The sequence below is a fragment of the Halomonas sp. KAO genome (assembly GCF_015595025.1).
GTDB lineage: Bacteria > Pseudomonadota > Gammaproteobacteria > Pseudomonadales > Halomonadaceae > Halomonas.
In genome coordinates this window covers 23,401-36,782 of record NZ_JADNRL010000025.1, presented here as the reverse complement: position 1 = coordinate 36,782, position 13,382 = coordinate 23,401, and the positions used below count along the sequence as shown (strand labels likewise).

General features: G+C 68.8%; 14 protein-coding genes. 8 read left to right on the top strand and 6 right to left on the bottom strand.

Annotation, left to right across the window (positions count from 1 at the left end; genetic code table 11):
- Positions 1-27 precede the first annotated feature (27 nt).
- The 3 genes from IOC61_RS12795 to der are packed head-to-tail and all read left to right on the top strand — an operon-like array spanning position 28 to position 3,298.
- Complete coding sequence (locus tag IOC61_RS12795) at positions 28-753, top strand: YfgM family protein (protein WP_195689182.1); 726 nt, start codon at positions 28-30, stop codon at positions 751-753.
- Entirely contained in the window at positions 750-1,898 is a 1,149-nt protein-coding gene (bamB, locus tag IOC61_RS12790) for an outer membrane protein assembly factor BamB (RefSeq protein ID WP_195689181.1), read from the top strand. The genes IOC61_RS12795 and bamB overlap by 4 nt, the downstream gene beginning before the upstream one ends.
- On the top strand, positions 1,895-3,298 hold the full coding sequence (gene der / locus IOC61_RS12785) for a ribosome biogenesis GTPase Der (RefSeq protein ID WP_132043619.1): 1,404 nt from the start codon (positions 1,895-1,897) through the stop codon (positions 3,296-3,298). The genes bamB and der overlap by 4 nt, the downstream gene beginning before the upstream one ends.
- A gap of 86 nt (positions 3,299-3,384) precedes the next feature.
- Here the strand turns inward: der and IOC61_RS12780 are convergent, their stop codons facing one another.
- Positions 3,385-4,254 carry an ATP-binding protein gene (locus IOC61_RS12780; protein WP_195689180.1) on the bottom strand — a complete coding sequence of 290 codons (870 nt, stop codon included), beginning with the start codon at positions 4,252-4,254 and terminating at the stop codon, positions 3,385-3,387.
- Positions 4,255-4,444: 190 nt separating this feature from the next.
- Here IOC61_RS12780 and IOC61_RS12775 point away from each other — a divergent pair, with 190 nt between their 5' ends.
- Entirely contained in the window at positions 4,445-5,248 is an 804-nt protein-coding gene (locus tag IOC61_RS12775; RefSeq protein WP_195689179.1) for a M48 family metallopeptidase, read from the top strand.
- A gap of 1 nt (position 5,249) precedes the next feature.
- Positions 5,250-5,507, top strand: coding sequence for a hypothetical protein (locus tag IOC61_RS12770; RefSeq protein ID WP_195689178.1), 258 nt, complete (start codon positions 5,250-5,252; stop codon positions 5,505-5,507).
- Positions 5,508-5,609: 102 nt separating this feature from the next.
- On the opposite strand, the gene aroE is transcribed toward IOC61_RS12770, so the two are convergent.
- From aroE to IOC61_RS12745, 5 genes are read right to left on the bottom strand one after another with little or no spacing between them, the layout of a single operon-like run.
- Positions 5,610-6,422: a shikimate dehydrogenase gene (aroE, locus tag IOC61_RS12765; RefSeq protein WP_195689177.1), complete on the bottom strand. Its 813-nt coding sequence runs from the start codon at positions 6,420-6,422 to the stop codon at positions 5,610-5,612.
- Complete coding sequence (gene hemF / locus IOC61_RS12760; protein ID WP_195689176.1) at positions 6,419-7,372, bottom strand: oxygen-dependent coproporphyrinogen oxidase; 954 nt, start codon at positions 7,370-7,372, stop codon at positions 6,419-6,421. Before hemF ends, aroE begins: the two co-directional genes overlap by 4 nt.
- A 37-nt stretch (positions 7,373-7,409) precedes the next feature.
- On the bottom strand, positions 7,410-7,967 hold the full coding sequence (locus tag IOC61_RS12755) for an L-threonylcarbamoyladenylate synthase (protein ID WP_195689175.1): 558 nt from the start codon (positions 7,965-7,967) through the stop codon (positions 7,410-7,412).
- Positions 7,968-8,010: 43 nt separating this feature from the next.
- Positions 8,011-9,111, bottom strand: a complete 1,101-nt coding sequence (dprA, locus tag IOC61_RS12750; protein WP_409228440.1) for a DNA-processing protein DprA — start codon at positions 9,109-9,111, stop codon at positions 8,011-8,013.
- Between the two features lie 9 nt (positions 9,112-9,120).
- The gene (locus IOC61_RS12745; RefSeq protein ID WP_420706351.1) at positions 9,121-10,203 is read right to left on the bottom strand and encodes a LysM peptidoglycan-binding domain-containing protein; all 1,083 of its coding nucleotides are present in this window, start codon (positions 10,201-10,203) and stop codon (positions 9,121-9,123) included.
- A 175-nt stretch (positions 10,204-10,378) separates the two neighbouring features.
- On the opposite strand from IOC61_RS12745, the gene def reads away from it, so the two are divergent.
- The 3 genes from def (at position 10,379) to rsmB (ending at position 13,346) form a co-directional block, all read left to right on the top strand.
- On the top strand, positions 10,379-10,891 hold the full coding sequence (gene def / locus IOC61_RS12740) for a peptide deformylase (protein WP_195689173.1): 513 nt from the start codon (positions 10,379-10,381) through the stop codon (positions 10,889-10,891).
- A 107-nt stretch (positions 10,892-10,998) separates the two neighbouring features.
- Positions 10,999-11,988, top strand: a complete 990-nt coding sequence (gene fmt, locus IOC61_RS12735) for a methionyl-tRNA formyltransferase (protein WP_195689172.1) — start codon at positions 10,999-11,001, stop codon at positions 11,986-11,988.
- On the top strand, positions 11,985-13,346 hold the full coding sequence (rsmB, locus tag IOC61_RS12730) for a 16S rRNA (cytosine(967)-C(5))-methyltransferase RsmB (protein WP_195689171.1): 1,362 nt from the start codon (positions 11,985-11,987) through the stop codon (positions 13,344-13,346). The genes fmt and rsmB overlap by 4 nt, the downstream gene beginning before the upstream one ends.
- Positions 13,347-13,382: the final 36 nt, after the last annotated feature.

The following is a 13,382-nucleotide window of genomic DNA, read 5'->3' as shown; positions in this document are numbered from 1 at the left end:
CATACCAGACACACAAGGAGACCGCCCGTGGCGGAGCTGAGAACCGAGGAAGAACAGGTCGAGGCGCTCAAGCGCTGGTGGAAGGAGAATGGCCTCTCGCTGGTGGCCGGCGTGGCCCTGGCCGCCGCGGGCGTGCTGGGCTGGAATACCTGGCAGGGCTATCAGGAGAACCAGGCCACCGCCGCCTCGATGCGCTACCAGCAACTGGTCAACCTGACCGCCGGCAACGACCTCGATGAGGCGCAGCTCCCCGAGGCTCGCGCCCTGGTGGAGGAGATCGTCGATGAGCATGGCAAGACGCTGTATGCCGACCTGGCGCGCCTGATGGATGCCCGCCTGGCGGTCGCCCAGGGTGATCTGGCCGGCGCGCGGGAGCGCCTGCAGCCCCTGGCGGATGCCGGCTCGGACGACTATGTGGCCGGCCTGGCGCGGCTGCGCCTGGCACGACTGCTGGTCGCCGAGGGCGACGCCGATCAGGCACTGAACGTCCTGCAGAGTGGTGTCCCCGAGGCGCTGGCCGCCCAGCGGGCCGAGGTGCGCGGCGATGCCTATCACGCCCTCGAGCGTCGCGAAGAGGCCGCCACCGCCTGGCGTGAGGCACTGCGTCTCGCCGAGACCAACGAGCAGCCGCTCTACGGCGTGCAGCTCAAGCTCGACAACCTGGGGCTTGAGTCGCCGGATCCCGAAGGCTCGGCTCTGGAAACATCGAACCTCGATACCACAAGCCATGACAACCGGGGGCTGGACGCATGAAACCAACCTTCCTGATCGCCACCCTTGCGGGCCTGACGCTGCTCGCCGGCTGTGCCGGCAGCCAGGTGGAACCACAGTATCCGCCTACCGAGCTAAGAGATTTCGCGGCGAGCGCGGAGCTCGACACTGCCTGGCGCGAGGGCGCCGGTGACGGCCTGGGGCGTGCCGCCTATCCCATCGCACCGGCTCGCGAGGGCGAAGCCCTGTTCGCCGCCGACTACCAGGGGGAGCTGTTCGCCTTCGATGCCGATACCGGCGACACTCGCTGGGAGACGGCGCTCGAGGTGCCGGTCTCCAGCGCCCTCACCGCGGTGGCCGGGGATATCTACCTGGGCACCCGCGACGGCCAGGTGCTGGCGGTGAGCCAGCGTGATGGCAGCGTGCGCTGGCGTGCCCGCGTGCCCAGCGAGGTGCTGGCCGCCCCCCAGCCCAATCAGCAGCTGCTGATCGTGCAGAGCGTCGACGGCTCCATCACCGCCCTGGATCGCGACAGCGGCGATGAGCGCTGGCGCTATCAGGCCAGCCTGCCCTCGCTGACCCTGCGCGGCACCGGCACCCCCACGACCATCGACCCGGTGACCTTCGCCGGCTTCGCCAACGGCCGCCTGGTGGCACTGGACAACCGCAGCGGCCAGCCGCTGTGGGAGCGGCGCATCGCCGTGGCTCAGGGGCGCAGCGATATCGAGCGCCTGGTGGACCTCGCCGGCCAGCCGGTGCTGACCCCCGACGGTCGCCTCTTCGTGACCAGCTACAACGGCCGCCTGGTGGCCCTGGAAGCGACCCGTGGCGAACCCCTGTGGGCCCGGGAGCTCTCCAGCTACCACACCCCCCTGGTGGTGGGTGACTTCCTGTTCGTGGTCGAGGAGTCGGGACGCATCCTGGCCCTGGCCGCCGACAGCGGAGAGGAGGTCTGGCGCAGCACCGTGCTGGAAGGCCGTCGGCCTACCTCACCGGCCTTTGCCGATGGCAAGCTGGTGTTCGGTGATTTCGACGGTTACCTGCACCTGATCGACGCACGCAGCGGCGAGATGGTCGGCCGTGAGCGTATCGACGGCTCCGGCATCGGCGTGCGCCCGGTCACCGACGGCAATCGCATTCATGTGCTGGCCAATGACGGCACCCTCGAGACCCTGGATATCCGATGACACCCGTGATCGCCCTGGTCGGCCGGCCCAATGTGGGCAAGTCGACCCTGTTCAACCGCCTGACCCGTACTCGCGACGCCCTGGTGGCCGACTTCCCGGGCCTGACCCGGGACCGCAAGTACGGTAACGGCATGCTCGGCGGCAAGGCCTACACGGTGATCGACACCGGAGGCATCAGCGGCGACGAGGCGGGCATCGATGCCGCCATGGCCGAGCAGTCACTGGCCGCCATCGACGAGGCGGACATCGTGCTGTTCTTGGTCGATGCCCGAGCCGGCCTCAATGTCGCCGACGAGGCCATCGCCAACCACCTGCGGGTCAACCAGAAGAAGACCTGGCTGGTGGTCAACAAGACCGACGGCCTCGACGAGGACAGTGCCACCGCCGAGTTCTGGGAGCTGGGCCTCGGTGAGCCGCGTCCCATCGCCGCCGCCCATGGTCGCAATGTCACCACGCTGATCGACGAGGTGCTCGCCCCCTTCCCGGAGCGCGACGAGAGCATTCCGGCGGACACCGGCACCAAGGGCATCCGCATCGGTGTCATCGGGCGCCCCAATGTCGGCAAGTCGACCCTCGTCAACCGTCTGCTCGGCGAGGAGCGGGTGGTGGTCTATGACGAGGCCGGCACCACCCGAGACGCCATCGAGATCCCCTTCGAGCGCCGTGGCAAGCCCTATGTGCTGGTGGATACCGCCGGCGTACGGCGCCGCAAGAATGTCCGTGAAGTGGCCGAGAAGTTCTCCATCATCAAGACCCTGGAGGCGATCAAGGAGTGTCATGTCGCCATCATGGTGCTCGATGCCCGCTCGGGGCTGGTGGAGCAGGATCTGCACCTGCTGGACTACGTGCTGACCACCGGCCGCGCCCTGGTGCTGGCGGTCAACAAGTGGGATGGCCTGGAGAGCGAGGCCAAGGAGAAGATGCGCGCCGAGATCAAGCGTCGACTGGGGTTCGCCGACTATGCCGATCTGCACTTCATCTCGGCACTGCACGGCACCGGAGTCGGCGACCTCTATCCGTCTCTGGAGCGAGCCTTCGCCTCGGCCAACGCCCACTGGTCCACCAACCGCCTGACCAGCATCCTGCAGGACGCGGTGGAGTCGCACCAGCCGCCCATGATTCGCGGGCGCCGGATCAAGCTGCGCATGGCCCACCAGGGCGGCAGCAACCCGCCGATCATCGTGGTTCATGGCAACCAGACCGAGTCCCTGCCCGAGGCCTATCGCCGCTACCTGACCAACACCTTCCGCAAGGTGCTCAAGGTGCGCGGCACACCGATGCGCTTCGAGTTCCGCTCCGGCAAGAACCCCTACGACAAGATGGCAGGCGCCAGCGACCGCGAGAAGGCCAAGAAGCGCGAGCTCTCGCGCACCAAGGAGGCGCGCAACAGCCGCCGCTGACCCCGCCCCTCTCGATCACAGGCGCCCGGCCCGCTTTCAGGAACCCCCTGGCACGAGCCTGGCGCCTTCGTGTTGACGGGTTCAGTTTACTGCCTGTCGTGCAGCCGCCGGCGACCCACCCAGTGGTTGGCAAACTGCCAGGCGGTGCGTCCGCTGCGCCCACCCCGCAGGGTGGCGTAGCGGATCGCCTCGGCCCGCGCCTCGGTGCCCCAGTCCTCGGGGCGGCCCAGCTGGGAGACCCAGTGACAGCACGCCTCCAGATAGACATCCTGGTTGAAGGGGTGGAAGCCCAGCCAGAGCCCGAAGCGGTCGGAGAGCGAGATCTTCTCCTCCACCGCATCGCCGTGGTGCAGCTCGTCACCCACCAGCCTCGACCCGGCGTTGTCGCTCATCGACTCGGGCAGAAGATGGCGGCGATTGGAGGTGGCGTAGAGCAGCACATTGGGCGGAGGACCGGTCAGGGCACCGTCCAGCACGCTCTTCAGTGCCTTGTAGGCATCGTCGTGCCCCTCGAAGGAGAGGTCGTCGCAGTAGACCACGAAGCGCTGGTCATGGTGACGCAGCTGCTCCACCAGCGTTGGCAGACCGGAGAGGTCGTGGCGATCCACCTGCACCAGGCGCAGGCCCTCATCGGCCAGGCTATTGAGCAGGGCTCGGACAAGCGACGACTTGCCGCTGCCCCGGGAGCCCCACAGCAGGGCATGGTTGGCGGGCAGCCCCTGCAGGAAGGCCCGGGTGTTGTCGATCAGGGCCAGCTTCTGGCGCTCGATGCCCATCAGGTCGTCCAGGCCCAGCGCATCCCGGGGCGGCACCGGCAGCAGGCGCCCTCCCAGGGCATGACGCTGCCACAGGGCGGCCACATCCCGCGACCAGTCCACCTCCACCGGAGCCGGCGGCAGCCAGTGCTCTACGCGATCCAGCAGGTGCAGCAGGCGACGCGTCAGCTCAGCGTCCATTGGCTTCTCCTTCGTGAAGTCCCAGGGAGTGCTACCCCTTCGGGGCTAGCTGGGGACATGCCTCCCTGAGGCAGTTTGAATCCGTAAGCGACGGTTGACCTCGCAAGCGTTCAGAGTATCTTGTGGCGAACTCGGACCTTCGTCCAGCGTCTTACAGGCTGGATGTCATTGCCCACCAAGGAGACCCGCCATGCGCTGGCTCAAACCCCTCGCCATCGGCGCGCTGTGCCTGACCGTCGCCGCCTGCACCACCTCCCCCACCGGGCGCCAGCGTCTGACCCTGGTGTCGGACGACCAGCTCGATCAGATGGGCGCCCAGGCCTTCGAGCAATATCAGCAGGAGCGCCCCATGGTGGGCGGCGCCACCCAGCGCTACGTGCAGTGCGTGGCCGATGCCCTGGTCCGTGCGCTGCCACCCGAGCAGCGTCAGTCCCAGGACTGGCAGATCCGCGTCTTCCGGGATGAATCGGCCAACGCCTTCGCCCTGCCCGGCGGCTATATGGGGGTCCATACCGGCCTGCTGGAGGTCGCCCGCAATCAGGACCAGCTGGCCGCGGTGGTCGGCCACGAGATCACCCACGTGCTGGCCCGTCACGCCAACGAGCGTGTCTCCACCCAGACCGCCACCCAGCTCGGGCTATCGGTGCTCTCCTCGGCCGCCGGCCTCGAGGGAGCGGGTGGCGAGCAGGTCATGGGGGCCCTGGGCATGGGCGCCCAGTACGGCATCCTGATGCCCTTCTCGCGGCGTCACGAGAGCGAGGCCGACGAGCTCGGTCTCTATCTGATGGCCGAGGCCGGCTTCGACCCTCGCGCCAGCCTGTCGCTATGGGAGAACATGAGCGCCCAGGGCGGCGCCCAGCCCCCCGCCTGGCTCTCCAGCCACCCCAGCCACGGCCAGCGTACCCAGGACCTGCAGGCGCGCATGGACGATGCCCTTAACCGCTACGAGCGCGCCCGTCAGGCCGGCCGCACGCCCAGCTGCGCGAGGTCCTGAGATGCTGAGGCTCGGACTTCTGTTGTTGATCGTCCCCATGCTGGCACTGATGGGCGTCTACTTCTGGGAGTATTCGAGCGTGCGGGAGTGCACGCTCTCGGGGGGCCACTGGGACTATCTGGAAGGGGTGTGCCGCGACACCCCCCAGCCCTTCGTCTCCTGGCTGCAGCGCTACCCCTGGCTGGTCAATGGCGGGATGCTGCTGTCGCTGATCGGTCTGGTGCTGTGCATGGTGGGGCTCTATGTCAAACGCCGCTGATTATTCAGCAGGTCTAGCGCTGTTGGCTCTAGCAAGGGGCGCCGGGGACCTGTCGACGGATCAGCCCTAGGCGATAACCTTAACTGCGATAGCCCCGAGTGATTAAAGCGCGGCCCTGAGCGCCTCCAGCACCGGGGCGGTATCGGGTCGCACGCCGCGCCACTGGAAGAAGGACTCCGCCGCCTGCTCCACCAGCATGCCGAGGCCATCCACGGTGCGGGCGCCGCGCTCACCTGCCCAGCGCAGGAACACCGTGGGCTCGGCGCCATACATCATGTCGTGGGCGGTAGCGCCGGCGGCGAACAGTCCCTCGGGCAGTGGCGGCAGGTCGCCCGCCAGGCTCGCGCTGGTGCCGTTGATCACCAGATCGAACGGCCCCTCCACCCTGTCGAAGCCACCCCCGGCGATCTCGCCCAGGTCCCGGAAGTCAGTGGCCAGGGCCTCGGCCCTGGCGGCGGTGCGATTGGCCACCAGGAGGCTCGTCGGGTGTCCGGCCAGCAGCGGCTCCAGAATGCCACGCACCGCACCACCGGCACCGAGCACCAGGATGCGCGCCCCGGCCAGCCTCACGCCATGGCGCTCCAGATCGCGCACCAGGCCGATGCCATCGGTGGTGTCGCCATGGGTCTGGCCGTCCCCTCCCAGGACCAGGGTGTTGACCGCTCCGGCACGCCGGGCACGCTCGCTGAGCGTGTCGCAGAGGCGGAACGCCTCCTCCTTGAAGGGCACGGTAACGTTGGCGCCGCGTCCACCGCTGGCGGTGAAGCGCCGCCAGGCACCGGGGAAGTCGTCACGCGGCGCCTCGATGGCGGTGTACTCGATGGTATCGGCGATTTGCTCGGCGAAGGCGGCATGAATAAACGGCGATCTCGAGTGGGCCACCGGGTGGCCGAAGACACAGTAGCGATCGGTCATGCTCCCTCCTCCTCCTGGCCCTGACTTCGCCCCGCCTGCTCGCCAAGCCAGTCACGGGGGCGCAGATAGTCGCGGTAGAGACACTCCTCGGCACTGTCGGGCTCCGGGTGCCAGTCATACTCCCAGCTCGCCAGCGGCGGCATCGACATCAGGATCGACTCGGTGCGCCCACCGCTCTGCAGCCCGAACAGGGTGCCGCGATCCCACACCAGATTGAACTCCACATAGCGTCCACGGCGATAGAGCTGGAAGTCGCGCTCGCGCTCGCTCCAGGGCGTATCGACCCGGCGTTTCACGATCGGCAGGTAGGCCTCGAGGAAGGCATCGCCCACGGCACGCTGGAAGGCAAAGCTGCGCTCGAAGCCCCATTCATTGAGGTCGTCGAAGAAGAGCCCACCCACGCCGCGGGTCTCGTCGCGATGCTTCAGATAGAAGTAGTCGTCGCACCACGCCTTGTAGCGCGGGTAGACCTCCTCACCGAAGGGGGCACAGGCATCCCGGGCGACCCGATGCCAATGGACCACATCCTCGTGCACCGGGTAGAACGGGGTCAGATCGAAGCCGCCGCCGAACCACCATACCGGCGCCTCGCCGGGCTTCTCGGCGATCAGGAAGCGGACGTTGCCATGGCTCGTCGGCACATGGGGGTTCTCGGGATGCAGCACCCAGGAGACCCCCACCGCATGGAAGCTGCGCCCCGCCAGTTCGGGGCGGGCCGCCGTGGCCGAGGGTGGCAGCTGTTCGCCGTAGACGTGCGAGAAGTTGACGCCCCCCTTCTCGAACACTCGCCCCTTCTCGATCACACGGGAGCGGCCTCCACCGCCCCCCGGGCGCTGCCAGGCATCCTCATGGAACACCGCGCCGCCATCCACGGCAGCCAGGGCGCTGCACAGGCGCTCCTGCAGATCGAGCAGATAGGTCTTGACGTCTTCGAGTTGCGGGTGGGCCAACGGTGCCTCCAGGCAGGATGAAAGAAGAGTGGATGGGTCAGGAGCGCAGCACTCGGCCACTGACCAGATCGCGAATGGTGCTGGGACGCGCGAGACCACCGAGCTCCCCCTCGACGACGGCATCGAGCCCGGTGCCGAAGAGGGTGCGCACCTCGTCGGCGCTCATCGCCGGCGGCTCGCTGGCCACGTTGGCCGAGGTGGAAACGACGGGGCCACCGAAGGCCTCGCAGAGCGCCGCCACCAGGGGGTGGGCGCTGACGCGCAGGGCCACTCGATCATGGTCGCCATGCACCAGGGGATGGCTGCGCCCGTTGTGGGGCACCAGCCAGGTGTTGGGCCCAGGCCAGCTGGCCGCCAGCGGTGCCTGCTGCTCGGCGGGCAGCCCTTCCAGCCACGCGCCGAACTGCTCGATGCACGCCGCGACCAGGATCACCCCCTTGGCGGGGTCACGCCGCTTGAGACGCAGCAGCCTGGCCAGGGCCTCCTCGTTGTCGGGGTCGCAACCCAGCCCCCAGACCGCCTCGGTGGGGTAGGCGATCACCCCACCCTGGCGCAGGGCAACGGCGGCTTGCTCGATCTGCTGGGCCTGGCTCATGGGCTCTCCTCACTCGGCTGGGCGCGAATGGCCGAGGATTCTATCACGCCGCCGAGAGGCGCACCCAGCCACCGGCGACCCGTGCCGCACGCCCTTCGAGCTCCAGTGTCAGCAGGCGCCGCTGGCACTCGGCGATATCGAGCCCGGTCAGTCCCACCAGCACGTCGGCCGGCGTCGGGGTCCCGCTCAGCCAGCGCAGCAGTGGATCATCATCCCGACCGGGGGCCTCGGCACGCATCGTGGCGGGCGTTACCGGAGCCTGCCACTGGGTAAGCTCGGCTAGAATATCATCGACCTCACGCACCAGCACCGCCCCTTCGCGGATCAGCCTCAGGCAGCCTCGCGCCTGAGGGTTATGCAGCGAACCCGGCAGGGCGAACACTTCACGGCCCTGCTCCCCGGCCAGTCGTGCGCTGACCAGCGAACCACTCTGCTCGGCCGCCTCCACCACCAGCACACCGCAGCTGAGACCGGTCACGATACGGTTGCGACGCGGAAAGAAGCCGGCCCGGGCCGGGGTACCGGGGGGATGCTCGGAAAGCAGCAGTCCCCCGGCCTCACGCAGACGGACATGCAGCCGATGGTGGCGCGGGGGATAGATCACATCGACGCCACAGCCGAGCACCGCCACGCTGGTGCCACCGGCATCCAGGGCGGCCTGCTGGGCGGCGGCATCGATACCCAGCGCCATGCCGCTGACCACGCACCAGCCCCGTGTGGCGAGCTCACGGGCGAAGCCGGCGGCATTGGTCAACCCCTCGCGGGTGGCGCGACGCGACCCCACCATGGCCAGCTTGGGGGGCGCCAGGCTGGCGAGGTCACCCCAGGCCCACAGCAGCGGAGGCGGGTCGGCAATCTCGGAGAGCAGGCCTGGCCAGGCGGGGTGCCCGGCGTGCAGCAGATGGTGGTCGTCACTGGCCGCCGCCCAGGCCAGGGCAGCGTCCACCCGGGCCTCAAGCGGGCTGCGCGCGGGGTGGTCGAGCCATAGCCGCAACTCCGTGGCGGCCCGCCGCGGCAACACCGCCAGCCAGCCATCGGGCCACTGCGGCTGCCGGGCGAGCAGCTCGGCCAGTGCCCCAGCACCGAGCCCCGGCAGGCCCGTCAGGGCCAGCCACTCCCGGGTGCCGAGGGCAGGCATCGCCATTGCCAGGCCTCAGCGCAGGGCGGCGCTGACCGCCCGCCGCGGGTTGTGGACGCGATCCCCCACGGCCAGCGTTCGACTGGCCTCCATGACCAGGCCGTAGCTCATCTTCTGGTAGGCCTTGAAGACCATCACCAGCCCGGCATCCTCCCCCGGCAGGCGCAGCTGCTCGCCGGTACGCGGGTCGCTGACCAGTTCGCCACGCTGCTCGACTCTCAGCACATGGCCGGGCTCGAGCCCGTCACGACGGCCGCGATCCAGCGCCACGACCTGCAGGCGACCGATGAACTGCACGCCACCCGGCACCGCCAGGATGGTGCCTTCCACCTCGCGCTCGGGCGCGCGGGGAACAAACTCGGTCACCAGAACACGATCCTCCAGGGGCAGCACGATATCGCCGTTGCGCACCTCCTGCTGCGAAGAGGTCACCTCCAGCACCGCCATCTCGGCCTCCTGACGCTCGCGGCGTGCCTGGCCGACCCCCTCCAGCTCGAGGCCCAGCAGCTCACCGCTGGCCGGATCCAGGAAGCGCTCCCCCACGCGATAGAATCCTACGCGACCAATGGCAGGCACCTCGCCCCGCGCGTAGAGCCGATCCCCCACGCCACTCATCAATCGGCGGTCATCACCCCCTACCACATAGGCCAGCTCCTCGAGGGCCTCGGGGTCATCGACGATGCGGTGTTCACGCAGGAAGTGGCGAATATCCTCCAGGGGGATCGGGGCAATCGCTTCGCGATGCGGAATGGTGCGCATCTCCGGAGAGAGCCGCACCTGACCCTGGCCGCGTTCGAGCCCGATGCAGGGGCGACCATCGCAGTCATAGAGGTAGACCACGTCCCCCGGGTAGATCAGGTGCGGATTACGGATCTGGGGGTTGACCTGCCACACCTCGGGCCACTGCCAGGGGTGGCGCAGGAAGCGTCCCGAGATACCCCACAGGGTGTCACCCCGCACCACGGTATAGCGGTCCGGGGCATCACCGCGCAGGCCATCCTCCCAGCTCAGCCCCTGGGCCTGAACGCCGGCGGCCGCGGCCAGGCCAAGCCCTGCCGCCAGGCCCAACCACGCGCGTCGCAACTTGCCGTCCACCATCTGCCTCATCCCTGCTCTCCCCGCGTGTCACCGACCGATGCCATGGAACGCTACCGGCGTGATATAGTCTGATGTTATCGACGTGCTGCGACTCTCGGCCCTGTCGCCGACGTACGCATCACACCTGGAATTAGTGTCATTGTGTAAATGACAGCATAACGGTGAAACCAACGCCATGGCCAAATTACCTATCCTCGAATATCCCGACGAGCGCCTGCGCACCAAGGCGGCGCCGGTGGAAGCGGTCGACGACGAGGTGCGCCGGCTGGTCGACGATATGCTGGAGACCATGTACGACGCCCAGGGCATCGGCCTGGCCGCCACCCAGGTGGACGTGCACCGCCGCGTCATCGTCATGGACGTCAGCGACGATCGCTCGAGTCCCCTGGTGCTGATCAACCCCGAGGTCACGCCCATCGGCGAAGAGCGCGAGCCGATGCAGGAGGGGTGTCTGTCGATCCCCGAGTATTACGCCGATGTGCCCCGTGCCCTGCGTGTTCACCTCAAGGCACTGGATCGCGACGGCCAGCCCTATGAGCTGGAAGCCGACGGCCTGCTCGCGCACTGTATCCAGCACGAGCAGGATCACCTCGAGGGTGTGCTGTTCGTCGACTACCTCTCGCCGCTCAAGCGCGACCGGGTGATCAAGAAGATGCAGAAGCGCCAGAAGTTGATGCAGGACGCCTGAGCCCCCGCCGCCAGCTTCACGAAGGCCGACGCCGAACGCGTCGGCCTTCGTCGTTTACGGCAAGCTCCGTTATCATGCAGGTATCCACTTACGGCCAGGCTGTCCCCATGTCCCGACCCCTCAACATCATCTTCGCCGGCACCCCCGATTTCGCCGCCGAGAGCCTCGCGGCGCTGCTGGCCAGCCGCCACCGCATCGTCGCCGTCTATACCCAGCCCGACCGCCCCGCCGGGCGCGGCCGCAGGCTGACCCCGAGCCCCGTCAAGCGGCTCGCCCTGGAGCACGAACTGCCGGTCTACCAGCCCGAGAGCCTCAAGCCCGCCGAGGCTCAGGCCGAACTGGCCGCCATCGATGCCGATATCATGGTAGTGGTGGCCTATGGCCTGATCCTGCCGAAGGCGGTGCTCGATACGCCGCGGCTCGGCTGCCTCAATATCCACGCTTCGCTGCTGCCGCGCTGGCGTGGTGCGGCGCCCATCCAGCGCGCCATCGAGGCCGGCGACGCCGAGAGCGGTGTCACCATCATGCAGATGGATGTCGGGCTCGACACCGGCGACATGCTGCTGGTGCGACGCACCCCCATCACCACCACGACCACCGGTGGCGAGCTTCACGACAGCCTGGCGACACTCGGTGGTGAAGCGATCGTCGAGGCGCTGGATGCCCTCGCCGAGGAGGGCCTCACGGCCACCCCGCAGCCCGAGGCCGGCGTTACCTATGCGGCCAAGCTCTCCAAGGCCGAGGCCGAGCTGGACTTTCGCGAGCCTGCCGCGGCACTGGCCGCTCGCGTGCGCGCCTTCAATCCCTGGCCGGTGGCCTGGTGCGCCTTCGACGCCGACCGCCTGCGCCTGTTGATGGCCGAGGCGAGCGATCTCGCCGCTAACGAGCCTCCCGCCGCGCCCGGCACCCTGCTCGAGCATGACAACGACGCGCTGCGCATCGCCTGTGGCCCCGAGGGCCGTGAGGTGCTGCGAGTCACCCGCGCCCAGCTGCCCGGCGGCAAGGCACTGCCGGTCAAGGACCTGCTGCACGCCCGGGCCGACCGCTTCCCTGCTGGCCTGCGCCTCGGCCACCATCACGAGGAGACCTCCTCATGAGTCAGCCCCCCTCCAACGGCAAGTCGCGCCGCGCCGCCTCGCGTGGGCTGGAGAATGACGGCGGCCTGGCGGTCCGCGCCGCCGCCGCTCGCGCCCTGGTACCGGTGATCACCGGCAAGGGGTCGCTTGCCGGCCTCGATGACCATCAGGTGGTAGCCCGCGACCGCGCCCTGTTCAAGGCGTTGTGCTTCGGCGTCTGTCGCACCCTGCCGCGCCTCGAGGCACTCTCCGGGAAGCTGCTGAACAAGCCCTTCAAGGTGCGTGATGCCGATGTCCAGGCGCTGCTGCTGGTGGGCATCTATCAGCTGCTCTACCTGCGCATACCCGCTCACGCCGCCGTCGGCGAGACCGCCGGCGCCGCTCGCCTGATCGGCAAGGAGTGGGCCACCCGGGTGCTCAACGGCTGCCTGCGGCGTCTGCAGCGTGAATCCGCCGCCCTGCTAGCCGACGTGGACCGCGACCCGGCGGTGGCGCTGCTGCACCCCAAGTGGCTGCTCAAGTCGCTGCGCCAGGCCTGGCCGGATGAGTGGCGCGCCGTGGCCGAGGCCAACAATGTCCCCGGCCCCATGACACTGCGCGTCAATCGCCGCCATGGCGACCGCGAGGCCTATCTCGAGCGCCTTGACGCGGCGGGCCTCGAGGGACGGCTGTGCGCCCATGCGCCGGATGGCATCACCCTGGATACCCCCTGCGACGTCTTCGAGCTGCCCGGCTTCGACGCTGGCCACGTCAGCGTCCAGGATGAGGCCGCCCAACTTGCCACGGTGCTGCTCGGCCCGACCCTGGCTCCCCGCCCCGGCGCCCGGGTGCTGGATGCCTGCTGCGCCCCGGGAGGCAAGACCAGCCATCTGCTGGAGGTCTTCGATATCGACATGCACGCCGTGGACAGCGACGCCGAGCGTCTGGCCCGGGTCGAGGATGCCCTGCAGCGCCTCGGCCTGAAGGCCCGCCTGGCCCACGGTGATGCCACCGCTCGCGACTGGTGGGACGGCACCCCCTTCGAGGCGATCCTGCTCGACGCCCCCTGCTCCGGCAGCGGGGTGATCCGGCGCCATCCGGATATCAAGCGCCTGCGCCGCGCCTCGGATATCAAGGCCCTGGCCGAGCTCCAGGCCCGCCTGCTCGACAACCTCTGGCCACTGCTGCGCCCCGGTGGCACCCTGCTTTATGCCACCTGTTCGGTACTGCCAGCGGAGAACAGCGAGCAGGTCGCCGCCTTCCTTGCGCGCACCCCGGATGCCGAGGCGACCACACCGCGCGACATCGCCTGGGGCCGCCCCGCCGGTGCCGGGCAACAACTGCTGCCGGAAGCCGACAGTCACGATGGCTTCTTCTATGCCAGACTAAGGAAACGCTAGGGTCAGGCTCACAGAAGGGCCCGCCTCACGCATGCA